The sequence below is a fragment of the Stenotrophomonas sp. PAMC25021 genome (assembly GCF_004795795.1).
GTDB classification, from domain to species: domain Bacteria; phylum Pseudomonadota; class Gammaproteobacteria; order Xanthomonadales; family Xanthomonadaceae; genus Stenotrophomonas; species Stenotrophomonas muris.
In genome coordinates, this window is the sequence record NZ_CP039255.1 from 1,193,750 (window position 1) to 1,220,175 (window position 26,426).

Below are 26,426 nucleotides of genomic sequence, written 5' to 3' on the forward strand. Positions count from 1 at the left end.
ACAATTACTTCAGGGTCAGCGACGACTGGTCGACGGTGACGCCCGGGCCCATCGTCGAGCTGACCGAAACCTTCTGCAGGTAGGTGCCCTTCGAGGTGGCCGGCTTGGCCTTGATCAGGTCCAGCAGCAGCGCGGTCAGGTTCGACTTCAGCGCATCTTCGGCGAAGTCGGCCTTGCCGATGGTGCAGTGGATGATGCCGGCCTTGTCGGTGCGGTAACGGACCTGACCCGACTTGGCGTTCTTCACGGCTTCACCCGGGTTCGGGGAAACGGTGCCGACCTTCGGGTTCGGCATCAGGCCGCGCGGGCCCAGCACGGTGCCCAGCTTACCGACGACACGCATGGCGTCCGGGGTCGCGATGACGACGTCATAGTTCAGATCACCGGCCTGCATCTTCTCGGCCAGATCGTCCATACCGACGGCTTCGGCGCCAGCGGCCAGGGCTTCATCAGCCTTGGCACCGGCCGGAGCGAACACGGCGACGCGGACCGACTTGCCGGTACCGGCCGGCAGCACGGTGGAGCCACGGACCTGCTGGTCGGACTTCTTCGCATCGACGCCCAGGCGCACGGCAACGTCGATCGACTCGACGAACTTGGCCTTGGTGGCGGTCTTCAGGATGTTGATCGCGTCCTCGAAGGCGTACGCCTTGCCCGGAACGACGGCGGCCTTGATGGCCTTCTCACGCTTGGTCTGTGCCATCTTATTAACCCTCCACCACGAGGCCCATGGAACGGGCAGAGCCAGCGATGGTACGCACGGCGGCGTCCAGGTCGGCGGCAGTCAGATCCGGTTCCTTCGCCTTGGCGATCTCTTCCAGCTGCTTACGGGTGACCTTGCCGACCTTCTCGGTGTTCGGGCGCTTGGAGCCCGACGAGATGCCAGCGGCCTTCTTCAGCAGGGTGGTAGCCGGGGTGCTCTTGGTGATGAAGGTGAACGTACGGTCCGAGTAGGCCGTAATGATCACCGGAACCGGCAGACCCGGCTCGAGCTTCTGCGTGGCAGCGTTGAACGCCTTGCAGAATTCCATGATGTTCAGACCACGCTGACCCAGCGCAGGACCGACCGGCGGCGAGGGGTTGGCCTGACCGGCCTTCACCTGCAGCTTGATGTAACCGACAACTTTCTTTGCCATGTGAGTGCTCTCCGGGTGCTAGCGCCTTTCGACAACAGGCTCCCCATCGGACCGGGAATCACGCGTCCCGGCATCGCGTTTTGAAATCATGCTGAAGGCCACCTTGCGGCGGCCTCGTCCTGCTGGCTTTCCCAGCAGGGAGCCGCGCACTATAACAGGTTTTTTCTTCACATGCCTGAAGCAGCAGGTAAACGAACGAAACCGGGCCAGGCCCGGTTTCTGGTCCGACGCCGAGCATGGCTCGACGCTACAGGCAGGTCAGACGGCCTTTTCGACCTGGCCGAACTCGAGCTCGACCGGGGTCGCACGACCGAAGATCAGCACCGAGACGCGCAGACGGCTCTTCTCGTAGTTGACCTCTTCGACGACGCCATTGAAATCGTTGAACGGGCCATCGGTGACACGGACCATCTGGCCCGGCTCGAACAGCACCTTGGGACGCGGCTTCTCGACACCTTCCTGAACGCGGTTCAGGATGGCCTCGGCCTCGGAATCGGCGATCGGCAGCGGGCGATCAGCGGTACCGCCGATGAAGCCCATCACGCGCGGGGTTTCCTTGACCAGATGCCAGCTTTCGTTGTCGATGCGCGGAATGCCGGCTTCTTCGTGGGTCTCGATCTGGACCAGCACATAGCCCGGGAAGAACTTGCGCTCGGAGCGGCGCTTCTGGCCAGCGCGCATCTCGACCACTTCTTCGGTTGGAACCAGGACGTCGCCGAAGCGCTCTTCCATGCCATCACGGACGATGCGATCGCGCAGGGCCTGCGCCACCGACTTCTCGAAGCCCGAATAGGCGTGAACGACGTACCAACGCTTCATGCAATTCTCCTTAGCGGCTCAGGAACCACTGAGTCAGTTTCTGGATCAGGAAGTCGAAGCCACCCAGCAGCAGGCTGAGGATGAGCACCACGACGATCACGACCCAGGTCATGCGGATGGCTTCCTGGCGCGTCGGCCAGACCACCTTGCGCAGTTCGAAGCGCGACTCGGAGAGGAATTCGCGGGTGTCGCGCCCCTTGCCGGTCAGCATGAACACGCCGATACCGCCAACCAGACCGACCACGACCGCCAACGCACGCACCTGACCCGCCCACGCACCCAGCTGGGCGGCGCGACCGGAGTCGGCGGAGAACCAGAACCAGACGAACAGACCGGCCAGCACCAGCAACGATGCGGCGACATACTTGACGATATCTCCACCATTGGCGGAGTTGTCCTTGGAGTGTTCGATCTTGCTATTCATCCGGCTGTGTCTGCTTTAGCGGCGCAGGCCGCTGGGTAAGGTGGGCAGATGGCACGCCAGGAGGGACTCGAACCCCCAACCTGCGGTTTTGGAGACCGCTGCTCTGCCAATTGAGCTACTGGCGTACGTTGAAAACTTGCCTTCCCTTAGACGGCGAAGGCGGACCGAGGTTCCCGGCCCGCCATTCGCGTAACCGGCGGCGCTATGCAACCACCGGTACTGCAGGCTTACTCGATGATCTTCGAGACCACGCCGGCGCCGACGGTACGGCCGCCTTCGCGGATGGCGAAGCGCAGGCCTTCGTCCATTGCCACCGGGTTGATCAGGGTGACGACCATCTTGACGTTGTCACCCGGCATCACCATTTCGACGCCTTCCGGCAGAGCAGCTGCGCCGGTGATGTCGGTGGTGCGGAAGTAGAACTGCGGACGGTAGCCGTTGAAGAACGGGGTGTGGCGGCCGCCCTCGTCCTTCGACAGGACGTACACTTCGCCTTCGAACTTAGTGTGCGGCTTGATCGTGCCCGGCTTGGCCAGCACCTGGCCACGCTCGACGTCGTCACGCTTGGTGCCGCGCAGCAGCAGGCCAGCGTTGTCGCCTGCCTGACCCTGGTCCAGCAGCTTGCGGAACATTTCAACGCCGGTTACGGTGGTCTTCTGCACCGGACGGATGCCGACGATTTCGATTTCGTCGCCAACCTTGATCACGCCGCGCTCGATACGACCGGTCACCACGGTGCCGCGGCCCGAGATCGAGAACACGTCTTCCACCGGCATCAGGAACGGCTTGTCGATCGCACGCTCCGGCTCCGGAATCCAGCTGTCCAGCGCATCGACCAGCTTCAGGATGGCCGGCACGCCGATATCGCTCTGGTCGCCTTCCAGCGCCAGGCGGGCCGAACCGGCGATGATCGGAGTGTCGTCGCCCGGGAACTCGTACTTGCTCAGCAGTTCGCGCACTTCCATCTCGACCAGCTCGAGCAGCTCGGCGTCGTCGACCATGTCGGCCTTGTTCAGGAACACGACGATGTACGGCACGCCGACCTGGCGCGACAGCAGGATGTGCTCACGGGTCTGCGGCATCGGGCCGTCAGCGGCCGAGCACACCAGGATCGCGCCGTCCATCTGGGCGGCACCGGTGATCATGTTCTTGACGTAGTCAGCGTGGCCCGGGCAGTCAACGTGGGCGTAGTGACGGATCGGGGATTCGTATTCGACGTGCGCGGTCGAGATCGTGATACCACGAGCCTTTTCTTCCGGCGCGGCGTCGATCGAGGAGTAGTCCTTGAACTCGCCACCGAAGCGCTCGGCACCGATCTTGGTCAGTGCGGCGGTCAGCGTGGTCTTGCCGTGGTCGACGTGACCGATGGTGCCGACATTGACGTGCGGCTTGGTGCGCTCGAACTTACCCTTGGCCATGGCTGCTTATCTCGAATTCGTCTGAGAGGTGATGCTTAAGATGGTGCTCACGAAAGGAATCGAACCTTCGACCTCTTCCTTACCAAGGAAGTGCTCTACCGACTGAGCTACGTGAGCCGAGTTTTGCATTATGACATGAACTCGATAAGATTCAAAGTTCATTCAATGGAGCGGGAGACGGGAATCGAACCCGCACCATCAGCTTGGAAGACTGAGGTTCTACCATTGAACTACTCCCGCGCCGGGAATGTCACAACGTGAAACTGGTGGAGGGAGGTGGATTCGAACCACCGAAGGCGTAAGCCAGCAGATTTACAGTCTGCCCCCGTTGGCCGCTTGGGTATCCCTCCTTACCACCCCATTCCGTTGCCGCCGAAGCGTTGCGGTGTGTGGTGGTGAGCCGCTTATTCTGCTGATGGGACGGGGGGCTGTCAACGCTTTTTTCCATCTTTTTCACACGTTGTCGCAAACCCATTGATACGCAAGGTTATTGACCGGGGACCGGCAGGGTCTCGCTGGCGAAAATTGCGACATGGGGGACTCCGTCGGCGCCGATCCAGCCCCGATACATGCCCTGGGTGTTGAACGGCGTGGCCATTCTGCCGTCCGCGGCAAGCACGATCGCACCACCGTCGCCGCCCATCTGCGGAATCGTCTCGTTGATCACGCCCTTGCCGGCCTGCTCCGGGCTCTGCCCCTGGTAGCGCATGCGCGCACAGATCTCGTGCGCGGCCGCGGTGCGGATGTAGTACTCGCCCCAGCCGGTGCCCGACACCGCACAGCGCGCATCGGCCCAGGTGCCGGCGCCGATGATCGGCGAGTCCCCCACCCGGCCATAGCGCTTGTTGGTCATGCCGCCCGTGGAGGTGCCCGCGGCCAGCTGCCCCTGCGCATCCAGCGCGACCGCACCGACGGTACCGAAGTGCTTTGCGGTCTCCAGGTCGGCATGGGCCTGGCCATTGACCTCTTCCTTAAGCGCGCGCTGCAGCTGCTGCCAACGCTTCTCCGTGCGGAAGTAGGAGGGATCAACCAGAGCAACGCCCTGCTCCACCGCGAAGGCTTCGGCACCCTGCCCTACCATCATCACGTGCCTGGACTTCTGCATCACGGTCTGCGCCAGCAGGATCGGGTTACGCACCCGCTGCACGCCGGCCACCGCACCTGCTGCCTGGGTGGCACCGTCCATCACCGCCGCATCCAGCTCGTTGTGGCCGTCATGGGTGAACACTGCGCCCTTGCCAGCGTTGAAGGTCGGATCGTCCTCCAGCACGGTGATTGCCGCAGTGACCGCTGCAAGCGCCGGACGACCGGCCGCCAGTTCGGCATGGCCTTTCAGCAGTGCGGCGCGCAACGCATCGCGCGCAGCCTTCTCTTCGGCCGGCGACAGGTCCTTGCGTTCGACGCCGGCGCCGCCATGGATGACCAGCAATGGCGACGCAGCCGGGGCGGCCTGGGCGATCAATGGCAAGGACAGCAGCGCGGACAGCGCCAGGCGCAGTTTCATCAGGTACGTCTCCAGCAGGACAAGGGAATGGATTGCAGGGTAGCGCCGGCCGCTGGCCGCAAGGGGCGCATCAGCTCAGGGAAAGTGAGTTGCCGGCCAGCGGCCGGCGCTACCGAAGCGTGAACTCGATCTGGCCGTCGCTGATGTCGGCCACGGCCTGGTAGTCGGCCTCGGCCTGGAAATCGTCCAGGCGCATGCGGCTGCCACTGGCGACCACGGTCACCGGAACGGCATGGAAGCGCAATGGTTCGCCCTCGACCAGGCGATCGGCATCACGACCGGGGCTGACCACCCAGACCTTGCCCTCGCCATCAGCGCTGTAGACCTGGGCCTGGCCATCGGGCTCCACGCACAGGGCGGTGTCCTCATCAACGCCGATGCCGACGATGTCAGGGTCGCCGCTGTCCTGCGCGGCGCGTGCCACGAACACGATGAGGCGGCCAAGGCGGTCACGCTTGTCGAAATGGGTGTCGGTGACCACGCGCTGCAGGTAGGGCATCTGCAGGAAGCCACTGTCCATGGTGACTGCGCTGCCCATCGGATCGGCCAGCGCACCGGCCGAGCTGATGCTGCCGCCATCCATGGCGCCATAGGCATAGCCGCCGAGGATGGCCAGGCCAGCGCTGGTACCGGCAATCGGCTTGCCGGCGCGTACATGGGCGTTGAGCGCGCGGTTGAGTGCGGTGCCCTTCCAGAAGCGGATGTAGCGCGACTGGTCGCCGCCGGCAATGAAGATGGCATCGGCCGCAGCGACCACGCGCAGCACGGCTGGATCATCGGCACCGCGGCGGCTGTCGAAGACCAGCGTCTGTACCGCGGTGGTGCCGCCGATCTCGCGGTACAGGCGGTCCTGCAGTTCATCGCCACCGGAGGCACGCAGGATCAGTACACGGCCATTGCCGGCCTGCTTCAACCACCACTGGAAGGCATCCGGCACCCACTCGCCACCGCCCATCAGCATCATCGCGGATGCACGCGGCCCGGGACGTGGGGCCTCAAGGTCGCCGACCTCGTAATAGGAAAAGCCCGGGCCCTGCAGATCCTGCGCGGGCGCGGCCGACGGCCAGGCCAGCATGAGCAGCGCCAGCCAGGCAACAGGGGTACGCAGGGTCCGGTGAACGCGTCGCATCTTGATCTCCCTGAACAAAATCGACTTGCAAGCGTTTTCACTCTTTGCCAGATAGGGACCCAGTAGTCAAGGACATAAAAAAAGCGTTAAATGCGCGCGCCCATTCCGGAAATCTGAATGGGGGACAGGCCCCTCCTCTGCGGGCCGGCTTCATTTCCGAGAATTCCTCATGCGTAGAAAGGCGATGGCGTGGTCGATCCAGCTAGCGTTGATGGGTGTGGCTGCTTCCGCGGCCGCCCAGGCTCCGGCGTCCTCTCCGGTACAACAACTGGACGCGGTGCAGGTCACCGGTTCGCGCATTCCGCGCGCCCAGGTGGAAGGCCCCGCCCCGATCACGGTGATCAACGCCGAACAGATCCGCTCCAGTGGCTTCACCAGCGTGCCGGACGTGCTGCGTGCGATGACCCAGAACGGCGGTGAGACGCAGAGCCAGCAGTCTTCCAGCGGCGCAGACTTCTCGCCGGGTGCCCAGCAGGTGGACCTGCGCGGCCTGGGCCCGAACCACACGCTGGTGCTGGTCAATGGCCGCCGTATCGCCGACTTCCCGATGCCGTTCAAGGGCCGCAGCAACTTCACCGATGTCTCCAACATTCCGCTGGGGATGATCGAGCGCATTGAAGTACTGACCGGCAGCGCCTCGGCCATCTATGGATCGGACGCGATCGCCGGCGTGGTCAACTTCATCCTGAAGAAGAAGGCCGACGGCACCACGATCGACATGCGCATGGGCACCACCACTGAAGGCGGTGGCGAGTCGTTCGACATGAGCATCGCCAGCGGTTTCAGCCGTGGCAACTTCAACGCGGTGTACAGCGTGGAACTGCAGTCGCAGACGCCGCTGTGGGCCTATGAGCGCGACATCCAGGACTCGACCCAGGACGGCCCCACCGAGGGTTCGCGCATCGCCCGCCGCGCCTACCTGCGCACCGACTACAACGATGACTACCTGGACCCGGGCGCGGCCACCTGCGAAGCGCTGTCCGGCCAGAACCAGGGCAGCACCTACCGCGCCTACCGCCCGCGCTATGGCTATTACTGCGGAAGCGACAGCTCGATCGGCTACGGCACCATCCTCAGCAAGCGCCGTGGTGCCAATGGCTACGCCTCGCTGAGCTACGACTTCGACAATGGCCAGCAGTGGTTCGCCGATGTGCAGCTGGGCTATCACACGATGTCGCTGATGCGCGACGTCACCAAGTGGGGCCGCATGGACGCCAACGGCGATGAGTCGGGCTACTTCAACAACGAAGCCACCGGCGAGATCGAGTTCTGGCAGCGCCAGTTCTCGCCCGAGGAAATGGGTGGCCTGCGCAATGCCATGGTGCGCAGCACGCAGAAGACCTTCAGCGTGACCACCGGCTTCAAGGGCAACCTGGCCGGCAACTGGGACTACGAAGCGGCATTGAGCCATTCGCAGTACCAGTCGCGGATCAGCTGGGCGCAGATCATCGCCGCCAAGGCCAATGACCTGTTCCTCGGCCCGCAGCTGGGCGTGGATGACGACGGTTTCCCGATCTACAACGCCGACCCGTCACGCCTGTACCGGCCGCTGACCCGCGCCGAGTACGATTCGATCGCCGCGCGTACCACCTACACGCCGAAGTCGCGCACGGAGACGGCGGCATTCACTCTGACCAATTCCGCGCTGTTCGGCCTGCCCGGCGGTGACGCCGGTTTCGCCGCGACCGTGGAAGTGGGCCAGCAGGCGTACTCGCTCAATCCTGATCCGCTGGCGACCCAGTACTACTATTACAGCTGGAAGGATTCGGACGGCCAAGGTTCGCGCAACCGCTGGGCTACGGCGGCCGAGCTGCGCATGCCGCTGCACGAAACGGTCAACCTGAGCGTGGCCGGCCGCTACGACCAGTACCGCTATTCCGGCCACACCATCGGCAAGGCGACCTGGAGCGGTGGCCTGGAATGGCGCCCGATCGACACGCTGCTGGTGCGCGGTTCGTATGGCACCGCGTTCCGTGCGCCGGACCTGCACTATGTATTCGCCGGCCCGGGCAACGATGAGACCACCGCCGAAGACCTGTACAGCTGCCGCGCCGACGGCGCCACCGACTGCGCCGACTACGAGCGCAACCTGATCCGCAGCCGCACCGGCAACCGCCAGCTCGACCCGGAAACCAGCACCTCGTGGAGTGCCGGCTTCGTCTGGTCGCCGGCCGTCGGCCTGGACCTGTCGGTGGACTGGTTCGACATCGACATGCGCGACCAGGTGCAGGACATGGACGTGCGCACGATCCTGGCCAACGAAGCGAACTGCCGCCTGGGCAGCGCCGACATCACCTCGCCGACCTGCGTGGATGCACTCGCCCGCATCACCCGCAGCAACGACGGGCGCCTGTATGGCGTGCGCGTGGCGCCGATCAACGTCGCCCGCGAATCCACCTCCGGCATCGACGTCGGCCTGCGCTACCGCCTGCAGACGGGCATCGGCGACTTCATCTTCAACGGCACCCACACCTGGGTGAAGAAGCATGACTTCCAGCGCTACCCGGGCGACCGTACCGAAGACCAGTTCGCAGTGAACAGCGGCTTCGACATCCCACGCACCAAGACCAGCCTGAGCGTGACCTGGGAAAAGGATGCGTGGTCGGCAACGGTGTACGGTTCGCGCCTGGGCAAGCTGCCGACCTCGGACAGCTACGACCAGGTGTTCGACTGGGACAGCGGCGACAGCCCGTACGTGAAGGCGACCTATCGCTACAACGCCTCGCTGCAGTACCGCTTCGACGACCACTCGCGCCTGTCGCTGTCGGTGGTCAATGTGTTCAACAAGATGCCGCCGACGGACCGTACCTACACTGCATACCCGTACTACGACGTGTCCTGGTTCGACAGCGTGGGGCGCACGATCAACCTGCAGTACACCCACAAGTTCGGTGGCAGCGCGCTGTAAGGCACGCCGCATTGCAGAACGTGGACGACAAGGCCCGCCATTGGCGGGCCTTGTTGTTTGCGGTTCTGGTAGATGCCCACCCTGGTGGGCACTGTTTCGCCCCGCCCACCAAGGTGGGCGACTGCCAGAGCGGGCCATCTGGGGTTTTCCACACCGCACGTGGAAAGCAATGGGAACTTGGTGTGGACAAGTGGGTTCGAGCGTTGCGGTGCAGGCGTTTCCGGACGTGGTGATTCTTTGTCCACGGCCCCGATTGTTTTCCACACGGTACGTGGAGAGCAATGGGAACTTGGTGTGGACAAGTGGGTGCGAGCATTGCAGCGCAGGCGTTTCGAAGCGCGGTGAAAATTTGTCCAGGTCGCGCGGGCGAGCCCCTTGTAGAGCCGAGCCCACGCTCGGCTCCGGCTGGCATCAGCCGAGCATGGGCTCGGCTCTACATCAGGTTCGTCGGTTTTCCACACCACGCGTGGAAAGCGATGGGAGTTTGCTGTGGACAAGTACCGGCGAACGTCACACCGCAAGCGTTTCGCAGCCTGGTGTTTTTTTGTCCATCACCGGAAACGCGAACGCCCCGCACAGGGCGGGGCGTCCGGGGTTGATCCAATGCCGCTGGATCAGACGTTGAAGCGGAAGTGCAGGATGTCGCCTTCCTGCACGCGGTACTCCTTGCCTTCCAGGCGCAGGCGGCCGGCTTCCTTCGCGCCGGCTTCGCCCTTGTACTTGATGAAGTCGTCATACGCGATGGTTTCAGCGCGGATGAAGCCCTTCTCGAAGTCGGTGTGGATGACCGCCGCGGCCTGCGGGGCGGTGGCGCCCTTGCGCACGGTCCACGCACGGACTTCCTTCACGCCGGCGGTGAAGTAGGTCTGCAGGCCGAGCAGGCTGTAGGCCGCGTTGATCACGCGGTTCAGGCCCGGCTCGCTCAGGCCCAGGTCCGCCAGGAAGGTATCGCGGTCTTCGTCGTCGAGCTGGGACAGCTCTTCTTCGATCGCGGCCGACACCGGCACCACCTGCGCGCCTTCGGCGGCAGCATGCGCACGCACGGCTTCCAGGTGCGGGTTGTTGTCGAAACCGTCTTCCAGCACGTTGGCGATGTACATCACCGGCTTCAGGGTCAGCAGGAACAGGTCGCGCACCAGCGCCTTCTCTTCCTCGTCCAGCCCGGCCGAGCGCCCAGCCTTGCCCTCCGACAGTGCAGCCTGCAACTTGGCCAGCACCGGCTTGCGCGCCGCCGCATCCTTGTCGCCACCCTTGGCCGCACGCTCGGCACGGTTCAGCGCCTTCTCGACACTGTCCAGGTCGGCCAGCGCCAGTTCGGTGTCGATGGTTTCGATGTCCGAGATCGGGTCGACCTTGCCGGCCACGTGCACGATGTCACCGTGCTCGAAGCAGCGCACCACGTGGGTGATCGCATCGACTTCGCGGATGTGCGCCAGGAACTTGTTGCCCAGGCCCTCACCGCTGGCGGCACCGGCGACCAGGCCGGCGATGTCGACGAACTCGACCGCGGTCGGGATGACCTTCTGCGGGTTGATGATGCCCGCCAGCTCGTTCAGGCGCGGATCCGGCACCGGCACGATGCCGACGTTCGGTTCGATGGTGCAGAACGGGAAGTTCGCCGCGGCGATGCCCGCCTTGGTCAGCGCATTGAACAGGGTCGACTTGCCGACGTTGGGCAGGCCGACGATGCCGCATTTGATACCCATGGGTTGAATCCGGGTTTGAGTGTAAGTGGATGATTCGGGATTCAAGGCTCGCCTGCGGGCATGCCCTCAATCCCCAATCGTCCTTCCAGTAGCCCGCGCTAGAACGCGGCGTACAACCTGTGACGTTCTGCGTACGCTTTCAGCAGTTCTTCAAGCTGGCCGTCGTCGACCAGTGCATAGAATCGCCCATCCAGCGCATCAAGTGCTGTTTCGACTTCATCGTCGAGATACCCGTCGGCACGATAGATCTGCAGGCGTCTCTGCGCATGATGATCTTCCATGGCCTCATTGCCAAACAGTAGCTGCTGGGCCGCGAGCACGATGTCTCGCACGTCAAGCTGCTGCATCTCCCCAAGCCCTGCAAGCGCTTCCGCGATGTAGCCGCCAGCAGAATTTTGGAAATAGGCATCAAGCCCTCCACGATAGACATCATTGATGAGCGCGTTGATCGCAAAGTAGCGCTGATCCTGCACTGACAATCCGGAAAATCCACAACCGTTCCCGTGGACTTGTTCGATCAACCAATGCCAATGCCGCCCCTCTGCTGATTCCTCGAAGCGCTTGCGCTCCTCGCGAACCTCCCGATCTCGCGTCTTCGCCATTTCCATGCTTTGCCGCGTGCCATTCCGGCACGGCATGCAGAGCCCATCGTTCCGGGCCGCCGTCGCCAGCAGGATCATGGCGCCACACACGGTGCAGGGAGTACGCGGGTCGGTCATGGTCAGCGCGGGGTGTGCAGCCGCTTCATCGCTTCGTTGAAATCGCCCTGCACCGCCAGCGGCAGCACGTCGATCGCATCGTCGATGGCGCGTGCGATCAGCACGTCATCCTCCTTGGACGGGCGCCCCAGCACCCAACCCACCACGCGGTCCTTGTGGCCGGGATGGCCGATGCCCACGCGCAGGCGGTGGAATTTGCCATGACCCAGCAGGCGGATGGTATCGCGCAGGCCGTTCTGGCCGCCGTGGCCACCGTCGAACTTCAGTCGCGCCGCACCGGGCGGAAGGTCCAGCTCGTCGTGGGCCAGCAGGGTTTCCTCCGGCTCGATCTTCCAGAACCGCTGCGCGGCGGTGACCGACTTGCCGCTGAGGTTCATGAAGGTGGCGGGCTTGAGCAGCCATACCGTCTGCCCGGCGATCTCGACCTTGGCGGTCTCGCCGAACAGCTTGCTGTCCACATTCCATCGCGCACCGGCTTTTTCCGCCAGGGCCTCAACGAAATGAAACCCGGCATTGTGCCGGGTCCGGGCGTGCTCCGATCCGGGATTGCCCAGACCGACGATCAGTCGCAGTCCTGCCATGGTTCCTTCCAGTACGGTGCCTGCCCGGAGGCAGGCACCGTAACGGTATTACTCGGCGGCAGCCGCTTCTTCGTCAGCCTCGTCGGCCTTGCCGGCCTTGGCGGTGACGATGGCGTCGTCGTGGTCCTTGCCCAGCGCCAGCGCCGGGATTTCCACGCCCTTCGGCAGCTTGATGTTGGACAGGTACACGACGTCACCGGCCTTCAGCTCGCCCAGGTCGACTTCGATCGACTCCGGCAGGTCCTTCGGCAGGCAGGTGATGGTCACTTCCTTCAGTTCGTGGGTGACCACGACGTCGGCAGCCTTGCCGGCCGGCGAGGTGTCTTCGTTGACGAAGTGCAGCGGGACCGAAGCGGTCAGGGCTTCGTTCTCGTTCACGCGCTGGAAGTCCAGGTGCATGATCAGCTGCTTGTACGGGTGGCGCTGCATGTCACGCAGCAGGACCTTCTGCACCTGGCCATCCAGGTTCAGGTCCAGGATCGAGGCATAGAACCACTCGTTCTGCTGGGCCAGCCAGATTTCGTTGTGGTCCAGGCTGATGGCGACCGGCTCGGCGTTGCCGCCGTACACGATAGCCGGGATCACACCAGCGTGACGCAGGCGGCGGCTCGCACCCTTACGCTGCAGTTCACGCTTGGTGACCTTGATTTCATGGGTCTTCGACATTTTCGACTACTCAGGTTGTTGCCGCGCCCTGCGGCGTGGCGGTTGAAGATGCTTCCGCGACCAGAAGCATCCGGGTATGTCCCCGCCGTTGCCGGCAGGGACGAAAACTCAGTCGACGTACAGCGAGCTGACCGACTCGCCGAAGGCGATGCGGCGCATCGTTTCGGCCAGCATTTCCGCCACGCTCAGCTGGCGGATCTTGCTGCACACCCGCGCTGCGTCCTTCAGCGGGATGGTGTCGGTCACCACCAGCTCGTCGAGCTGGGAATTGGTGATGTTGTCCACCGCCGGGCCCGACAGCACCGCGTGGGTGCAGTAGGCGGCGACCTTGAGCGCACCGCGCGCCTTCAGGGCAGCGGCAGCGGCGCACAGGGTGCCGGCGGTATCGACGATGTCATCGACCATCACGCAGGTCTTGCCTTCGACGTCACCGATGATGTTCATCACGGTGGAGACGTTGGCGCGCGGGCGGCGCTTGTCGATGATCGCCAGGTCGGCGTCATCCAGGCGCTTGGCCACCGCACGGGCGCGGACCACGCCGCCCACGTCCGGCGAGACAACAATCAGGTTCTCGGTGCCGTAGGCGCGCCAGATGTCGGCCAGCAGCAGCGGGGACGCATACACGTTGTCCACCGGAATATCGAAGAAGCCCTGGATCTGGTCGGCGTGCAGGTCGACGGTCAGCACGCGATCAGCGCCAGCGGTGCTGAACATCTTGGCCGCCAGCTTGGCGGTGATCGGCACGCGCGAGGAACGCATGCGGCGGTCCTGGCGCGAGTAGCCGAAGTACGGCACCACGGCGGTCACGCTGGCCACCGATGCGCGCTTGAGCGCGTCGATCAGCACCAGCAGTTCCATCAGGTTTTCTGCGCTCGGCGCGCAGGTCGGCTGGATCACGAACACGTCCTGCTTGCGGACGTTCTCTTCGATTTCCACCTGCACTTCACCATCGGAGAAGTGCGACACCAACGCCTTGCCCGGGCGGACCCCCAGTTCCTTGCAGATGTTCTGCGCCAGACGTTTGTTGGCGTTGCCGGAAAAGACCAGCAGGTTCGGGGACTCTTGCATCATGATTGTCTCGGGCGGGGACGAGTGGCGGGGATCCGGAGTCGGCAAGGACCCCGATGGACCCTTGCTGCTGACAACACCGCGGTTGTTTCCACGTCCCGCGCGGGCGATGCGCTGGAAGGCGCGGACACAGCCGCTATTGGCAGGGGCGGTAGGATTCGAACCTACGAATGCCAGGATCAAAACCTGGTGCCTTGGGCCTCTTGGCGACGCCCCTGCATTGATAAATCAGTGTTGCTCGAGTGCATCCAGCAGTGGCGAACGCGCAACGCCCGCTGCCACCCTTGCCCGCAACTCCTTCGGCAACTTCGACCGCCCCTGCTCTGCAGCAGCCTGCGATGCGAACTCGACGAAACAACCACTTCCCGAACCGGTCAGCCGCGCCGCGCCGATGTCGCTCAACGCGGCAAGCGCTGCCTCGACGGCAGGCTCACGGCGGCGCAGCACCGGTTCGAACGCGTTCCCGACCAGGGTCCCGGAAGCGAAGTCCTCTATTTTCGCCACTGGGCTGTCGCGCGTCAAATCCGGGTCTGCAAACAGGACCGGCGTAGGAACATGAACACCCGGTTCAACCACCACATACCAGGCCGGCGCCAGCGTGATCGGCTGCAGGCGCTCGCCCACCCCTTCGGCCCAGGCGTTGTGGCCACGCACGAACACCGGCACGTCGGCGCCCAGGCGCAGGGCCAGCGCGGCCAGGGCATCCTCGTCCAGGCTGGCGCGCCAGAGCCGATTCAGCACCACCAGCACGGTGGCCGCATCGGACGAACCGCCGCCAAAGCCACCACCGGCAGGAACGTGCTTTTCGACGATGATGTCAGCACCTTGCGCGCCCTTCGCCTCATCCTGGAGCAGGCGCGCGGCCCGCACCGCCAGGTCATCGGCCTCGGCCACGCCGGCCAGGCCCTCGCCCTGCCGACGCACCTGACCGTCTTCACGCAGGCGCAGGCCGATGCGGTCCCCCCAGTCCAGCAGGCGGAATACGGTCTGCAGCTCGTGGTAGCCGTCGGCCCGGCGGCCAGTGATGTGCAGGAACAGGTTCAGCTTGGCCGGGGCCGGCCACCAGGACCAGCCCGCGTCGTCGCGCCCGGCGCTCATGGCGTGCCCTGCCCCCACTGGTCCACCAGCAGGCGCACCTTGGCGTCGCCATTGCTGGCCTCGATCCGTCGCGGCAGCGCCGGTCGTCCGGCGTCGGCCGGGTACCAGTCCAGGTACTGCACCTGCCAGCCCATCTGCTGCATGCGGCGCGGCCGGCCTTCACCGTCGCGCTCGACCTTTTCCGGACCGGCAGCATCCCCGGCCACCAGGCCGCGGATCCACTCCGGCAGCTGATTGACCGGGATGTCCCAGCCAGTCGCTTCCAGCAGCAGCTGCTGGGCGTCCTCGCCATCGCGAGGACCGCCGGACAGCCCTTCCAGGCGACCGGCTTCGGAATGGGTGTCGCCGGTCAGCTTCCAGCTCTGCCGGGTCACCGGCGCGCTCAGTTCGACCACGTAGCGGCGGCCGTCCTGCTTCCAGTCGATGCGACCGCTGCCGCCGTCCTTGCCCTTGCTGACCGCCACCCGCCCCTGGAAGGCCCAGTCCGGCTGTGCCTGCAGCGCGGCCACGCGCGCTGCCTCGGCCTGCGCCGCTTCAGCCGAAACAATCTCGACCACCGCTGGCGCCGGGGTCTTCTGCGTGCCGACACTGGTACAGGCGCTCACCGCCAGGGTCACGGTCGCCAACAGCAGCGGCCGGATCAGGGAACCACTCATGGATTGAATTTCTCACGGGCGCGCAGCAGCGCTCGGTTTTCAGGGTCGAGCTTGGCCGCTTCGTCGAAGAAGTGGCGGGCCTCGTCATGCTTGCCCAGCACCCACAGCACTTCGCCGACGTGGGAAGCGATCTCCGGGTCCTTGGCCAGGGTCCAGGCCCGGCGCAGCTGTACCAGTGCCTCTTCCTTGCGGCCCAGGCGATACAGCACCCAGCCATAGCTGTCGACGATGGCGGCGTTGTCCGGCTCGGCCACGCGGGCGCGGTCGATCAGCTCCAGCGCTTCCTGCAGGCGGCCGGTGCGATCGGCCAGGGTGTAGCCCAGCGCGTTCAGCGCCGGCACGTTTTCCGGGTCGGTCACCAGGATCTTGCGCAGGTCGGCCTCGGCGCGCGGGATGTCGTCGCGGCGCTCCCAGGTAAGCGCACGTGCGTACAGCAGGCCGTTGTCGTCCGGGTAGGCGGCCAGGCCGCGGGCCAGCGCATCCAGTTCACCGGCGCTGTCGTCACCACGCTGGCGCAGTTCAGCTTCCAGCAGGTAGGCGTCACGGCGCACATCGTCGTCGACCACCGCGTCGGACTGGATCGCGTGCACTTCCTCCAGCGCCAGCGGCAGGCGCCCGGCCAGGGCCTGGGCATTGGCCGCGCGCAGGCGCGCTTCGCTCAGCTCATCGCCACCGGGCACGCTGTGGTACCACTGCACCGCCTCGGGGTAACGCTTCAGGTATTCGGCGATCCTGCCCAGCAACAGGCGCTGCGCCGGATCCGGCTTGGCCGCCTGCCGCGACAGCTCGTTGTAGAGGTTGGACAGCGCCGCCTTGTCGCCCTGCTTGGCCAGCAGCGAGGCGCGCATGCCCCAGGTCTGTACGTCCTGCGGGCCGAACGCCAACACGCGCTCGGCCGCAGCCGGCTGGCCCAGGCTGTCGTAGGCGATGGCCACCGCATTGCGCAGCTCGGGGTCCTGGCGGGTCTTCGGCTCGACGTCGTGCAGCAGCGACAATGCCTTGTCGGTCTCGCCCGCCTGCTGCAGCTGGCTGGCACGCAGCAACGCTACGCGCGGCTCTTCCGGGAAGCGCTTGACCACTTCATCGATCATGCGCCGCGCCAACTCGGGCTTGTCCATGCGGAGGGCCAGGCGACCGAACTCCTGCCAGGCCTCGATCTTCGGCGGAATCGCATTGGCATCGACCAGCTCGCCGAGCACCTGCGCCGGCACCGCCGGGTCGCGGCCACCGCCGATCAGCGCGGCCAGGGCGAACTTCCAGCCGCGCTCGTCGGGGTCGGCCAGCAGCGCCTGCAGCTCGGTGCGGGCAGCCTTCACATCGCCCTGGCGCATGGCCAGCGCACCGGCGGCGCTGCGCATGGTCAACGAGCGCGGGGCGCGCTGCTGCCACAGGGCCAGGCCCTTGGCGGCGCTGGCATCATCGTTGGCCAGCATGGAGATACGGGTCGCGCGCTCGGCCAGGCCGGCGTCGCCGTCGGTCTGCTGCGCGGCCTGCAGGTACCAGCGCGCGGCCTCGGCCAGCTTGCCGGCCTGCAGGGCGAACTCACCGGCCATCACCGGTTCCAGCGCCAGTTCCTCAGTGGCCGCGGCCCGCACGGGGGCCTTGGCCGGCACCGCCGCCAGGGCCTGGGTGCAGGCCAGGGACAGCAGCAGAACACTGGGGATGCGAATCAATGCGGGCATCGTCGGCATCGGGGCCTTAAAATGTCGTCCAATGGCCAGCAGCTTATCGCAAGCAACTGAACAATGACCCTGTGGGTGCTCGGACTGAATCACCAGACCGCACCGGTGGAGCTGCGCGAGCGCGCGGCCTTCGCCGGTGAGGCGTTGCCGCGTGCGCTGGGCTCGCTGCGCGATACCCCGCAGATCGCCGAGGCAGTGCTGCTGTCCACCTGCAACCGCACCGAACTGTATGCCGTGGCCGAGTCGGCACAGGCGCTGGACCAGTGGCTGCACAGCCAGGCAGGCGACCTGCAGGGCTACCTGTACCAGCATGCCGATGCCGAGGCCGTGCGCCACCTGTTCCGGGTCGCCACCGGGCTGGACTCGATGGTGCTGGGCGAACCGCAGATCCTCGGCCAGGTAAAGGATGCCTGGTCGACCGCGCGTGACCACGGCCTGCTCGGCCAGCGCCTGGACCGCCTGTTCCAGCAGACCTTCTCGGTAGCCAAGCGTGCGCGCACCGATACCCAGGTCGGCGCCAACCCGGTGTCGGTGGCCTCGGCGGCGGTGCGCCTGGCGCAGAACGCCTTCGCGCGCCTGGATGACTCCACCGTGCTGCTGGTCGGTGCCGGCGAGACCATCGAGCTGGCTGCACGCCACCTGAGTGAGGGCAAGGTGCGGCGGCTGCTGATCGCCAACCGCACCCTCGCCCACGCGCAGGAACTGGCCAGCCGCCATGGCGGCGTGGCCCTGCCGCTGACCGAACTGGACCGCCATCTCGGCGAGGCCGACATCGTGTTCTCGGCCACCGCCGCGCGCGAACCTGTGATCCATCGCGAGATGGTGGCCAAGGCACTGCGCGCGCGCCGGCACAAGCCGATGCTGCTGTTCGACCTGGCCGTGCCGCGCGACATCGAAGCCGAGGTCGGCACGCTCAACGACGCCTTCCTCTACACCGTCGATGACCTGGAACGCGCGGTGGAAGACAACCGTCGTGGCCGCCGCGAGGCCGCCGCCGAGGCCGAGGCGATCATCGACCTGCAGGTGTCGCGTTTCATCGAGACCCAGCAGGCCAGCGCCCACCAGGCACCGCTGCGGCAGCTGCGTGCGTTCGGCGAAGCGACCCGCGCCGAACTGCTGGAGCGCGCACGGCAGCAGCTGGCCAACGGCAAGCCCGCCGACGAAGTGCTGGAACTGCTGGCCCATGGCCTGACCAACCGCCTGCTGCATCCGCCGACCGCCGCTCTGCGCGCGGCCGCGCTGAGTGGCGATGCCGACCTGACCCGCGCCGCCGAGCGCCTGTTCCCGGCCACGCCGGGTTACCGCCACCCACCCGTGAGACCCGATGACGCCGACCCTGCGCCGTAAGCTGGAAGCGCTGGCCGAGCGCCGCGAAGAACTGGAACGCCTGCTCGCCGAACCCGATGTGGTCGCCGACAACACCCGTTTCCGCGACCTTTCGCGCGAATTCGCCCAACTTGAACCGGTCGCTGCCGCGCTCGCCGAGGAAGCCCGTGCCAAGGCCGACCTGGCCGCCGCCGAAGGCATGCGCGCCGACCCCGACCTGCGTGAACTGGCAGACGAGGAAATCGCTGCGGCGCAGGCGCGCCTGCAGGAACTGGAACAAGAACTGGCCCTGCTGCTGGTACCACGCGATCCGCGCGACGAAGGCAACCTGTTCCTGGAAGTACGCGCCGGCACCGGCGGCGATGAAGCCGCGATCTTCGCCGGCGATCTGTTCCGCATGTACGCCCGCTATGCCGAGCGCCAGGGCTGGAAGGTCGAGATCGAATCGGACAATCCCGGTGAGCATGGCGGCTACAAGGAAGTGGTGGCGCGCGTGGTCGGCCGTGGTGCGTTCTCGCGCCTGAAGTTCGAATCGGGCACGCATCGCGTGCAGCGCGTGCCGGCCACCGAATCGCAGGGCCGCATCCACACCTCGGCGGCCACCGTGGCGATCATTCCCGAGGCCGACGAGGTCGATGACATCGTCATCAACCCGGCCGACCTGAAGGTGGATACGTTCCGCTCGTCCGGTGCCGGCGGCCAGCACGTCAACAAGACCGAATCGGCCATCCGCATCACCCACGTGCCGACCGGCGTAGTGGTGGAGTGCCAGACCGAGCGCAGCCAGCACGCCAACCGCGACAAGGCGATGAAGCGCCTGAAGGCGCAGCTGCTTGATGCCGAGCGCCAGCGCCAGGACGCCGCGCAGGCCGAATCGCGGCGCCTGCAGGTCGGCAGCGGCGACCGCAGCCAGCGCATCCGCACCTACAACTTCCCGCAGGGCCGGATCACCGACCACCGCGTGGAAGGCCTGACCCTGTACGACCTGCCCAACATCCTCGCCGGCGACCTCGACCCGCTGCTGCAGCGGCTCAGCCACGAACACCAGGTCGATGCCCTGGCCCAGCTGTCGGCGGGCTGAGCACGATGTCGGCCTGGCAGCAGCGACAGCACCTGCAGCAGGCGATCGCACGCCAGCCCGGCGATTTCGTCGCCTGGGTGATGCTGGCCGACCTGGAACTGGAAGCCGGCGACATCGCCGCCGGCGAGCAGGCGGCACGACGCGCGCTGCAGCTGCGCCCGAACCACCCCGAGGCCCTGGCGCGCCTGGGCCGCGTGGCCTGGATGGCCGGCGCGCACGCCGACGCGGCGAAGCTGCTTGGCCAGGCCTCGGCATTGGCCCCGCAGCACCCGGGCATCGCGCTGTGGCTGGGCCATGCGCTGGAAGACGCCGACGATGCCGAAGGCGCAGCAGCGGCCTATCGCCGCGCGCATGCGCTGATGCCGGATGAACCCTACATCGCCGCGCAGCGCCTGGCATGGCAGCGCCGCCTGTGCGACTGGCAGGACGTGGACACGCTGGCTGCGCAGGTACGCGCCGCGCTCGCCGCCGGCCACGGTGCGGTGGAACCCTTCGCCTTCCTCAGCGAAGACGCCAGCGCGGGCGAGCAGTTGGCCTGTGCACGTGCGCGCGCCGCACTGATCGCCGCCTCGGTCCGGCCCTTGCCGGCAGTGACGGTACGCGCGCGCGGCCCGTTGCGCGTCGGCTTCCTTTCCAATGGCTTCGGCGCCCATCCCACCGGGCTGCTGACCGTGGCCCTGCTCGAACACCTGCGTCATGACCCGGCGTTGCAGCTGCACCTGTTCGCGCTGAACCGCGCCGATGGCAGCGGCATCCGCGAACGCCTGCAGTCCGCGACCCGGCTGCATGAGGTGGCCGCACTGCGGCATGCCGACATCGCGGCCCGCATCCGCGCACAGGGCATCGACCTGCTGTTCGACCTGCGCGGCTGGGGCGGCGGCGGCACGCCCGAAGTGCTGGCGATGCGCCCGGCCCCGCTGCAGCTGAACTGGCTGGCCTACCCCGGCACCTCGGGCGCGCGCTGGCTGGACGCCGTGGTCGCCGACGAATTCGTACTGCCGGCAGCGCTGGAACCGCACTTCAGCGAACGCGTCCTGCGCCTTCCGCGGGCCTTCCAGCCCTCGGACAACACCCGCACGCTGGAGCCGTCGCCGTCCCGCGCCGAGTGCGGGCTGCCCGAGCACGGCGTGGTGTTCTGCTGCTTCAACAACAGCTACAAGCTCAACCCGCGCAGCATGGGCCGCGCCTTCGCAGTGTTGCAGGCCGTGCCCGGCAGCGTGCTGTGGCTGCTGTCCGGCCCCGGCCAGGCCGACGCCCGCCTGCGCACCGCCGCGCAGGCTGCCGGCCTGGACCCGGCGCGGCTGGTGTTCATGGCCAAGCTGCCGCATCCGCAGTACCTGGCCCGCTACCCACTGGCCGACCTGTTCCTCGACACGCATCCGTACAACGCGCACACCACCGCCTCCGATGCACTGTGGGCCGGCTGCCCGGTGCTGACCTGCCCGGGCGACACCTTCGCCGCGCGCGTGGCCGGCAGCCTCAACCACCATCTGGGGCTGGCCCGGATGAATGTCGCCGATGATGCGGCGTTCATCGCCACCGCCAGCGCACTGGGCAATGACCCCGCAGCACTGGCCTCGCTTCGCGCCGAGCTGGCGCAGGCGCGCGACCGCAGTGGCCTGTTCGACATGGCCGGGTTTGCCCGCGACCTGTCGGCCCTGCTGCAGCGGCTTGCCGGTGAACACGGCTGGCAGGGCGTCGACAGCACCTGAGCGACCCCTGCGTTACGCTCGGGCTTCCTCCCCGCGTGGTGTGACGATGGCCAAGCTCAAGCGCAAGGACTACGACGAACTGCTGCTGCCGCTGCAGCTGGAACTGACCGCGATGGCGCGCTGGGTGCAGCTCAGCGGGCAACGCCTGCTGGTGCTGTTCGAGGGACGGGATACGGCAGGCAAGGGCGGCGCGATCCAGGCCATCAGCCAGCATCTCAATCCACGCCAATGCCGGGTGGTAGCACTGCCCAAGCCTACCGACCGCGAAGCCACGCAGTGGTATTTCCAGCGCTATGCCTCGCATCTTCCCGCCGCCGGCGAGATCGTGCTGATGGACCGCAGCTGGTACAACCGCGCAGGCGTCGAGCGGGTGATGGGCTATTGCAGCGAAACCGAGTACCAGCAGTTCCTGCGCCAGGCACCGGTGTTCGAGCAGCTGCTGGTGGATGACGGCATCCTGCTGTTCAAGTACTGGCTGTGCGTGGACCAGGAGCAGCAGGAGAAGCGCTTCGCCGAACGCCACCTCGATCCGCTGAAGGGCTGGAAGCTGTCCCCGGTCGACCTGAAATCGCGCAGCAAGTACAGCGCCTATACCGAAGCCCGCGAGGCGATGCTGCGCGCGACGCATCGCGAGGCTGCGCCGTGGACGCTGGTGGATTTCAACGACCAGCGGCTGGGGCGACTGACCCTGGTGCGCAACCTGCTGGACCGGTTGCCGGACACACGGGTGGATGCGCCGTTGCCGGAGCTGCCGAAGCTGAAGGGCAAGCTGCATCGCGAGCACTACGATGTGCTGAAGCCGATCGAGGATTTCCCGGTCGAAGAATAGGGTGGGTCGGCAGGGTTGCACCCTGCACCTGCTCAACGCAACGGCAACGGCAACAGCAACAGCGGGCATCCGCGGGATGGCCGCGCGGTGGGTGGGCACGACCGTTGGCGCCATGGATGGCGACATCGAGCCCCATGGACGGGTCTACGGCGTGTCCTACCCACCCAACCGCCCCGCCTCTGACAGATCCCTGCGGCTGTTGGTAGGTGTCGACCTTGGTCGACACATCTGTCAGATATCGAAATGGAACCGGGGTCAGATCCGTTTTCCTGCGGAAAGCGGATCTGACCCCATCGGCAATCCCATTGGCCTGGCGGGCGTCGGATCGTGTCTGGGGCAGAGCCCCCTGAGTCAGGGGGCGGCCGCGAAGCGGCGGGGGTTTGGGTGTTGGTAAGTGGGGCCCGCGGTTCGCGCAGCGAAGCGTGGGAGCGGCAGCGCGCATGCGATGGCGCGTACCGAGGTGCAGGGCCGCAGGCCCTGCCGACCCACCCACTACTTGGCGGCCGCGATCTGCTTTTCGATGTCGGCGGCGGTCACCGGGCCAAGGAAAGTGTGGGCCAGCTTGCCCTGCGGATCCAGCAGATGCGTCAACGGTAGGCCTCGCGGCGTGGCGAAGTCGGCCGGCGGATCGAACGGGTCCACGATCACGATCGGATAGGTCACCGGATGCTTGGTCAGGAACGACTGCATTTCCGGCACTTCGATGTCCTCGTAGGCCAGGCCGACCACCTCGATGTTGCTGCGCATCGCATGCAGCGCCGACAGCTCGGGCATCTCCTTGCGGCACGGGGCGCACCAGGTCGCCCAGAAGTTCACCACCACCCACTTGCCACGATGCGCGGCCAGATCGTAGTCGCTGCCATCCACCGCCTTCATCTTCAAGGTCGGGAATTCGGCAGTGGTGCGCTCGGCCGGGGTTTCATCGACCGGTGCCGGAGTGGTCGGCGTCGGCGCCTGTGCCGGCGGCTGGCTGCTGGCCGGTGTCGGCTCCTGGGCCGGCTTGCAGGCCGCCAGGGCCAGCAGCAGGGTCAACGGGAGCAGCAGCGGCAACGGCGTCTTGCGGGTCATGGCATGTCTCCAGAGTCGGTATAGATATCACTGACCTTGCGCTTCAGGCGTTCGCGCAGGGGCAGCCGCAGATCGTCCAGCGCCGCCAGTGCGGCACGGCCCAGGCTGTCATCACGGTACGGCAGGTGCTGCTCGGCCACCGGGATGCGCAGCTGGGTGCATTCGTACAGATCGGCCAGGCTGACCTGGTCCAGGTCACGCGACAGCAGCCACTCGCCCCGCTCGTCGCGGCGCAGCAGGTCGATCTCCTGCAGGTTGCAGATCAGGTCCTGCAGCAGTGAATCGGTCAGCATCGGCTCCAGCCGCAGGATCTCGTCATCGGCCAGGCCCTTGCCCTTGGCCCGTGCATGCTGGAAGCGGCCAAGCAGCCGCAGCAGTCCATAGAACTCATACCCCTGCGGCAGGCGCAGTTCCACCGGCTGGTAGCGGAAGGCGGCCATCGAAGAAGCCAGCGACGCCCCCAGCAGCACCGCCACCCAGCACAGGTAGATCCACAGCAGCAGGATCGGCACGAACGCCACCGTGCCATACAGTTTCTGGTAGGACTGGAAGCTGCCCAGATAGGCACCGATGCCCCACTTCACCAGTTCCAGGATGACCGCCGCCAGGATCGCGCCGGGCACGGCATGCCGCCATTTCACCGTGTGGTGCGGCACCACCCGGAACATCAGCGTGATGCAGACGAACTCGATCAGGATCGGCGCCAGCCGCAGCGCCAGCTCGGCCAACCAACGGCCCTCCTGGGTACCGAACAACGGCATCGCGAACACCCGCGCCGATACCGCAAGCGATGCGGCGGCGAGCATCGCGCCCAAGGTCAGCACGGTCCAGTAGACCAGGAAGCGGGTCAGCTTGGGCCGGGTCGAGCCGACCCGCCAGATCTGGTTGAAGGTCTCTTCCACACTGTTGAGCGTGATCAGCAGTGAGGCCACCAGTGCGATGAAGCCGGCCGCCGTCAGCTGGCCGGCACTGGCCGAGAACTGCCGCAGGTAGCCCTCGGCCGCACGCGCCGCGGAGGGCACGAAGTTGGAGAATACGTAGTCGCTGAGCTGATCGCTCCAGCGGTCGAAGACGGGGAAGGCCGACAGCACACCGAATACCACGATCGCCAGCGGTACCAGCGCGAACACCGTGGTGTAGGCCAGCGCCGCCGCTGCCTGGAACAGGCGGTCGTCGAGGAAGCGATGCCACAGGAAGCGGCCGAAACTGATGGCCCGTGCGCGATCCCGCGCGCGCTCCATCCACAGGTTGAGCGTATCCAAAGGTTCCATCGGTGGAAGGGTACCCGATGCGGAATGCTGGCAGGATAGCCATACTGGTAGCCACACGACGAGGAGAAGCGGGCACGATGGGCGAGATTCTGGTGCTGTACTACAGCCGGGGCGGTTCGGTGGCACGGCTGGCGCGCCAGATCGCGCGGGGCATCGGCGAAGTGCCGGGCATGACCGCGCGCCTGCGCACGGTGCCGCCGGTGGCCGCCGTGACCCAGACCGCGCAGCCACCGGTACCCGACGATGGCGCCCCCTACGTGAGCGTGCAGGACTTGGTCGACTGCCAGGGCCTGCTGCTCGGCAGCCCCACCCGCTTCGGCAACATGGCCGCGCCGGTCAAGCACTTCCTGGATGGGCTGGGCGCCGAATGGGTCAATGGCACCCTGTCCGGCAAGCCGGCCGGCGTGTTCACGTCCACCGCCTCGATGCACGGCGGCCAGGAATCGACCCTGCTGTCGATGCAGGTGCCACTGCTGCACCACGGCTGCGTGATCGTCGGCATCCCGTTCACCGAACCGGCGCTGAGCCACACCATCAGTGGCGGCACGCCCTATGGCGCCAGCCACGTGGCCGGTGCCGCCGACGATCCGCAGCCGACCGACGACGAAGCGGTTCTGGCGCGCGCGCTGGGGCGCCGGGTGGCCGACATCGCGCAGCGGTTGGCCCGATGAACCGCGCGCCGCGCACGGTCCTGCTGTTGGCCCTGATGGGGCTGGCCGCGCTGTTCGCAGGCTGGTTCATCAATGACAGGCACTGGCTGGCCACCCAGCTGGTGTTCACCGCGCCACCGCTGGCGCTGGCCATCGCCGTGCGCCTGGGCTGGCGCAAGGCCGGCTTCTGGGCCTCGGTGCTGGCGCTGGGCTGGTTCAGCCACGGCGTGATGAGCGCCTGGAGCCACCCGGAGACGCGCTGGCTGGCGCTGATCGAGATCGCGCTGGCGCTGCTGGTGATCTTCAGCGCCAGCCTGCCCGGCCTGCGCGCCCGCTTCGGCAAGCGGCGCTGACGCTGCGCGCCCAGGGCCTTATCATCTGCCTTCCTGGCCCCGCGCCGCAGTCCCTGTCCTGGTTTCGCGCATGCACATGATGGAAGAGCTCCTGGTCGTCACCACCGGTGGCACGATCGACAAGATCTACTTCGACGACAAGTCGGACTACCAGATCGGCGATCCGCAGATCGGCATGATCCTGCGCGAGCTGGGCGTGACGTTCCGCTTCAACGTGATTCCGATCCTGCGCAAGGATTCGCTGCACATCAACGACGAAGACCGCGAGCTGATCCGCGCCACCATCGCCGCGCAGCCCACCCGGCACGTGCTGGTGACCCACGGCACCGATTCGATGGTGCAGACCGGCAAGGTGCTGGCGACGATCCCGGACAAGACCATCGTGATGACCGGTGCGCTGAGCCCGGCACGCTTCCGCGGCTCGGATGCGGAGTTCAACATCGGTTGTGCGATCGGTGCGGTGCAGTCGCTGCCGAGCGGCGTGTACATCGCGATGAACGGGCGGATCTTCGACCCGCAGCATGTGCGCAAGAACGTGGCGGCGAACCGTTTCGAGTCGGTCTGAGGAACAGCGTGCCGGCCGAGGTCGGCACCCACCCGGACAAAAACGCCCCGGCCGAAG

The 26,426-nt window shown here is 66.4% G+C and carries 25 protein-coding genes and 5 tRNA genes; 8 read left to right on the plus strand and 22 right to left on the minus strand.

The annotated features are described in order from the left end of the window. Positions 1–4: 4 nt before the first annotated feature. The 11 genes from rplA to E5790_RS05830 all read right to left on the minus strand — a co-directional run bounded on the left by rplA (position 5) and on the right by E5790_RS05830 (position 6,430). On the minus strand, positions 5–703 hold the full coding sequence (rplA, locus tag E5790_RS05780) for a 50S ribosomal protein L1 (protein ID WP_014646045.1): 699 nt from the start codon (positions 701–703) through the stop codon (positions 5–7). A gap of 4 nt (positions 704–707) precedes the next feature. Then, positions 708–1,136: a 50S ribosomal protein L11 gene (rplK, locus tag E5790_RS05785; protein WP_004145248.1), complete on the minus strand. Its 429-nt coding sequence runs from the start codon at positions 1,134–1,136 to the stop codon at positions 708–710. 258 nt (positions 1,137–1,394) lie between these two features. Further along, complete coding sequence (nusG, locus tag E5790_RS05790; protein ID WP_004154362.1) at positions 1,395–1,955, minus strand: transcription termination/antitermination protein NusG; 561 nt, start codon at positions 1,953–1,955, stop codon at positions 1,395–1,397. Positions 1,956–1,965: 10 nt separating this feature from the next. Continuing rightward, a complete protein-coding gene (gene secE / locus E5790_RS05795; protein ID WP_014646044.1) occupies positions 1,966–2,379 on the minus strand; it encodes a preprotein translocase subunit SecE in 414 nt (137 codons plus the stop codon). Positions 2,380–2,428: 49 nt separating this feature from the next. After that, positions 2,429–2,504 (minus strand) — tRNA-Trp (locus E5790_RS05800). Between the two features lie 102 nt (positions 2,505–2,606). Continuing rightward, the gene (tuf, locus tag E5790_RS05805) at positions 2,607–3,797 is read right to left on the minus strand and encodes an elongation factor Tu (protein WP_014036096.1); all 1,191 of its coding nucleotides are present in this window, start codon (positions 3,795–3,797) and stop codon (positions 2,607–2,609) included. 41 nt (positions 3,798–3,838) lie between these two features. Beyond that, positions 3,839–3,914, minus strand: a tRNA-Thr gene (locus E5790_RS05810). A 49-nt stretch (positions 3,915–3,963) separates the two neighbouring features. Beyond that, positions 3,964–4,037 (minus strand) — tRNA-Gly (locus tag E5790_RS05815). Positions 4,038–4,061: 24 nt separating this feature from the next. Further along, a tRNA-Tyr gene (locus tag E5790_RS05820) sits at positions 4,062–4,147 on the minus strand. A gap of 137 nt (positions 4,148–4,284) precedes the next feature. Further along, the gene (locus E5790_RS05825) at positions 4,285–5,301 is read right to left on the minus strand and encodes an isoaspartyl peptidase/L-asparaginase (RefSeq protein ID WP_111206820.1); all 1,017 of its coding nucleotides are present in this window, start codon (positions 5,299–5,301) and stop codon (positions 4,285–4,287) included. Positions 5,302–5,410: 109 nt separating this feature from the next. Beyond that, positions 5,411–6,430: a cyanophycinase gene (locus tag E5790_RS05830; protein ID WP_111206825.1), complete on the minus strand. Its 1,020-nt coding sequence runs from the start codon at positions 6,428–6,430 to the stop codon at positions 5,411–5,413. 169 nt (positions 6,431–6,599) lie between these two features. Between E5790_RS05830 and E5790_RS05835 the strand changes: the two genes are divergently transcribed. Further along, positions 6,600–9,338, plus strand: coding sequence for a TonB-dependent receptor (locus E5790_RS05835; RefSeq protein ID WP_046429053.1), 2,739 nt, complete (start codon positions 6,600–6,602; stop codon positions 9,336–9,338). 614 nt (positions 9,339–9,952) lie between these two features. Here the strand turns inward: E5790_RS05835 and ychF are convergent. The 9 genes from ychF to E5790_RS05880 all read right to left on the minus strand — a co-directional run bounded on the left by ychF (position 9,953) and on the right by E5790_RS05880 (position 17,514). Then, positions 9,953–11,044, minus strand: a complete 1,092-nt coding sequence (gene ychF / locus E5790_RS05840; protein ID WP_014646036.1) for a redox-regulated ATPase YchF — start codon at positions 11,042–11,044, stop codon at positions 9,953–9,955. A 98-nt stretch (positions 11,045–11,142) separates the two neighbouring features. Next, positions 11,143–11,763: a DUF4375 domain-containing protein gene (locus E5790_RS22055; RefSeq protein WP_032956927.1), complete on the minus strand. Its 621-nt coding sequence runs from the start codon at positions 11,761–11,763 to the stop codon at positions 11,143–11,145. A gap of 2 nt (positions 11,764–11,765) precedes the next feature. Beyond that, the gene (gene pth, locus E5790_RS05850; RefSeq protein WP_032956928.1) at positions 11,766–12,344 is read right to left on the minus strand and encodes an aminoacyl-tRNA hydrolase; all 579 of its coding nucleotides are present in this window, start codon (positions 12,342–12,344) and stop codon (positions 11,766–11,768) included. A 48-nt stretch (positions 12,345–12,392) separates the two neighbouring features. Continuing rightward, complete coding sequence (locus E5790_RS05855) at positions 12,393–13,010, minus strand: 50S ribosomal protein L25/general stress protein Ctc (protein WP_010481743.1); 618 nt, start codon at positions 13,008–13,010, stop codon at positions 12,393–12,395. A gap of 108 nt (positions 13,011–13,118) precedes the next feature. Continuing rightward, positions 13,119–14,078: a ribose-phosphate diphosphokinase gene (locus E5790_RS05860; RefSeq protein ID WP_005415400.1), complete on the minus strand. Its 960-nt coding sequence runs from the start codon at positions 14,076–14,078 to the stop codon at positions 13,119–13,121. A gap of 140 nt (positions 14,079–14,218) precedes the next feature. After that, positions 14,219–14,295: transfer RNA gene (locus tag E5790_RS05865), tRNA-Gln, on the minus strand. Positions 14,296–14,306: 11 nt separating this feature from the next. Continuing rightward, positions 14,307–15,176 (minus strand): 4-(cytidine 5'-diphospho)-2-C-methyl-D-erythritol kinase, encoded by an 870-nt coding sequence (gene ispE, locus E5790_RS05870; RefSeq protein WP_111206819.1) that lies wholly within the window; start codon positions 15,174–15,176, stop codon positions 14,307–14,309. After that, positions 15,173–15,832 carry a lipoprotein insertase outer membrane protein LolB gene (gene lolB, locus E5790_RS05875; RefSeq protein WP_014646033.1) on the minus strand — a complete coding sequence of 220 codons (660 nt, stop codon included), beginning with the start codon at positions 15,830–15,832 and terminating at the stop codon, positions 15,173–15,175. Before lolB ends, ispE begins: the two co-directional genes overlap by 4 nt. Further along, entirely contained in the window at positions 15,829–17,514 is a 1,686-nt protein-coding gene (locus E5790_RS05880) for a tetratricopeptide repeat protein (RefSeq protein WP_181454205.1), read from the minus strand. Before E5790_RS05880 ends, lolB begins: the two co-directional genes overlap by 4 nt. A gap of 63 nt (positions 17,515–17,577) precedes the next feature. Here E5790_RS05880 and hemA point away from each other — a divergent pair, with 63 nt between their 5' ends. The 4 genes from hemA to ppk2 are packed head-to-tail and all read left to right on the plus strand — an operon-like array spanning position 17,578 to position 22,462. Beyond that, positions 17,578–18,861 (plus strand): glutamyl-tRNA reductase, encoded by a 1,284-nt coding sequence (gene hemA, locus E5790_RS05885; RefSeq protein ID WP_014646031.1) that lies wholly within the window; start codon positions 17,578–17,580, stop codon positions 18,859–18,861. Further along, positions 18,839–19,921, plus strand: coding sequence for a peptide chain release factor 1 (prfA, locus tag E5790_RS05890; protein ID WP_014646030.1), 1,083 nt, complete (start codon positions 18,839–18,841; stop codon positions 19,919–19,921). Before hemA ends, prfA begins: the two co-directional genes overlap by 23 nt. 5 nt (positions 19,922–19,926) lie before the next feature. Beyond that, positions 19,927–21,633 (plus strand): tetratricopeptide repeat protein, encoded by a 1,707-nt coding sequence (locus tag E5790_RS05895; protein WP_111206817.1) that lies wholly within the window; start codon positions 19,927–19,929, stop codon positions 21,631–21,633. A 46-nt stretch (positions 21,634–21,679) separates the two neighbouring features. Continuing rightward, positions 21,680–22,462, plus strand: a complete 783-nt coding sequence (gene ppk2, locus E5790_RS05900) for a polyphosphate kinase 2 (protein WP_049406807.1) — start codon at positions 21,680–21,682, stop codon at positions 22,460–22,462. Positions 22,463–22,954: 492 nt separating this feature from the next. Here the strand turns inward: ppk2 and E5790_RS05905 are convergent, their stop codons facing one another. Next, positions 22,955–23,530 carry a TlpA disulfide reductase family protein gene (locus E5790_RS05905; protein WP_014646027.1) on the minus strand — a complete coding sequence of 192 codons (576 nt, stop codon included), beginning with the start codon at positions 23,528–23,530 and terminating at the stop codon, positions 22,955–22,957. Further along, positions 23,527–24,801 carry a YihY family inner membrane protein gene (locus E5790_RS05910; RefSeq protein WP_032956948.1) on the minus strand — a complete coding sequence of 425 codons (1,275 nt, stop codon included), beginning with the start codon at positions 24,799–24,801 and terminating at the stop codon, positions 23,527–23,529. Before E5790_RS05910 ends, E5790_RS05905 begins: the two co-directional genes overlap by 4 nt. A 77-nt stretch (positions 24,802–24,878) precedes the next feature. Between E5790_RS05910 and wrbA the strand changes: the two genes are divergently transcribed. The 3 genes from wrbA (at position 24,879) to E5790_RS05925 (ending at position 26,369) form a co-directional block, all read left to right on the plus strand. Next, positions 24,879–25,472, plus strand: a complete 594-nt coding sequence (gene wrbA / locus E5790_RS05915) for an NAD(P)H:quinone oxidoreductase (protein WP_069118531.1) — start codon at positions 24,879–24,881, stop codon at positions 25,470–25,472. Continuing rightward, positions 25,469–25,804: a DUF2069 domain-containing protein gene (locus E5790_RS05920; RefSeq protein ID WP_014646024.1), complete on the plus strand. Its 336-nt coding sequence runs from the start codon at positions 25,469–25,471 to the stop codon at positions 25,802–25,804. The genes wrbA and E5790_RS05920 overlap by 4 nt, the downstream gene beginning before the upstream one ends. A gap of 79 nt (positions 25,805–25,883) precedes the next feature. After that, positions 25,884–26,369, plus strand: coding sequence for an asparaginase domain-containing protein (locus E5790_RS05925; RefSeq protein ID WP_010481766.1), 486 nt, complete (start codon positions 25,884–25,886; stop codon positions 26,367–26,369). Positions 26,370–26,426 lie beyond the last annotated feature (57 nt).

Bases quoted from the DNA above. Each gene is read 5' to 3' on its own strand.
- E5790_RS05880 (WP_181454205.1), bottom strand. From the start codon at position 17,514: ATGCCCGCATTGATTCGCATCCCCAGTGTTCTGCTGCTGTCCCTGGCC.
- E5790_RS05830 (WP_111206825.1), bottom strand. From the start codon at position 6,430: ATGCGACGCGTTCACCGGACCCTGCGTACCCCTGTTGCCTGGCTGGCG.
- E5790_RS05910 (WP_032956948.1), bottom strand. From the start codon at position 24,801: ATGGAACCTTTGGATACGCTCAACCTGTGGATGGAGCGCGCGCGGGAT.
- E5790_RS05925 (WP_010481766.1), top strand. From the start codon at position 25,884: ATGGAAGAGCTCCTGGTCGTCACCACCGGTGGCACGATCGACAAGATC.
- E5790_RS22055 (WP_032956927.1), bottom strand. From the start codon at position 11,763: ATGACCGACCCGCGTACTCCCTGCACCGTGTGTGGCGCCATGATCCTG.
- ychF (WP_014646036.1), bottom strand. From the start codon at position 11,044: ATGGGTATCAAATGCGGCATCGTCGGCCTGCCCAACGTCGGCAAGTCG.
- E5790_RS05835 (WP_046429053.1), top strand. From the start codon at position 6,600: ATGCGTAGAAAGGCGATGGCGTGGTCGATCCAGCTAGCGTTGATGGGT.
- E5790_RS05855 (WP_010481743.1), bottom strand. From the start codon at position 13,010: ATGTCGAAGACCCATGAAATCAAGGTCACCAAGCGTGAACTGCAGCGT.
- ispE (WP_111206819.1), bottom strand. From the start codon at position 15,176: ATGAGCGCCGGGCGCGACGACGCGGGCTGGTCCTGGTGGCCGGCCCCG.
- E5790_RS05905 (WP_014646027.1), bottom strand. From the start codon at position 23,530: ATGACCCGCAAGACGCCGTTGCCGCTGCTGCTCCCGTTGACCCTGCTG.
- pth (WP_032956928.1), bottom strand. From the start codon at position 12,344: ATGGCAGGACTGCGACTGATCGTCGGTCTGGGCAATCCCGGATCGGAG.
- E5790_RS05825 (WP_111206820.1), bottom strand. From the start codon at position 5,301: ATGAAACTGCGCCTGGCGCTGTCCGCGCTGCTGTCCTTGCCATTGATC.
- E5790_RS05895 (WP_111206817.1), top strand. From the start codon at position 19,927: ATGTCGGCCTGGCAGCAGCGACAGCACCTGCAGCAGGCGATCGCACGC.
- nusG (WP_004154362.1), bottom strand. From the start codon at position 1,955: ATGAAGCGTTGGTACGTCGTTCACGCCTATTCGGGCTTCGAGAAGTCG.
- E5790_RS05920 (WP_014646024.1), top strand. From the start codon at position 25,469: ATGAACCGCGCGCCGCGCACGGTCCTGCTGTTGGCCCTGATGGGGCTG.
- secE (WP_014646044.1), bottom strand. From the start codon at position 2,379: ATGAATAGCAAGATCGAACACTCCAAGGACAACTCCGCCAATGGTGGA.
- tuf (WP_014036096.1), bottom strand. From the start codon at position 3,797: ATGGCCAAGGGTAAGTTCGAGCGCACCAAGCCGCACGTCAATGTCGGC.
- rplK (WP_004145248.1), bottom strand. From the start codon at position 1,136: ATGGCAAAGAAAGTTGTCGGTTACATCAAGCTGCAGGTGAAGGCCGGT.
- wrbA (WP_069118531.1), top strand. From the start codon at position 24,879: ATGGGCGAGATTCTGGTGCTGTACTACAGCCGGGGCGGTTCGGTGGCA.
- rplA (WP_014646045.1), bottom strand. From the start codon at position 703: ATGGCACAGACCAAGCGTGAGAAGGCCATCAAGGCCGCCGTCGTTCCG.
- E5790_RS05860 (WP_005415400.1), bottom strand. From the start codon at position 14,078: ATGCAAGAGTCCCCGAACCTGCTGGTCTTTTCCGGCAACGCCAACAAA.
- prfA (WP_014646030.1), top strand. From the start codon at position 18,839: ATGACGCCGACCCTGCGCCGTAAGCTGGAAGCGCTGGCCGAGCGCCGC.
- ppk2 (WP_049406807.1), top strand. From the start codon at position 21,680: ATGGCCAAGCTCAAGCGCAAGGACTACGACGAACTGCTGCTGCCGCTG.
- lolB (WP_014646033.1), bottom strand. From the start codon at position 15,832: ATGAGTGGTTCCCTGATCCGGCCGCTGCTGTTGGCGACCGTGACCCTG.
- hemA (WP_014646031.1), top strand. From the start codon at position 17,578: ATGACCCTGTGGGTGCTCGGACTGAATCACCAGACCGCACCGGTGGAG.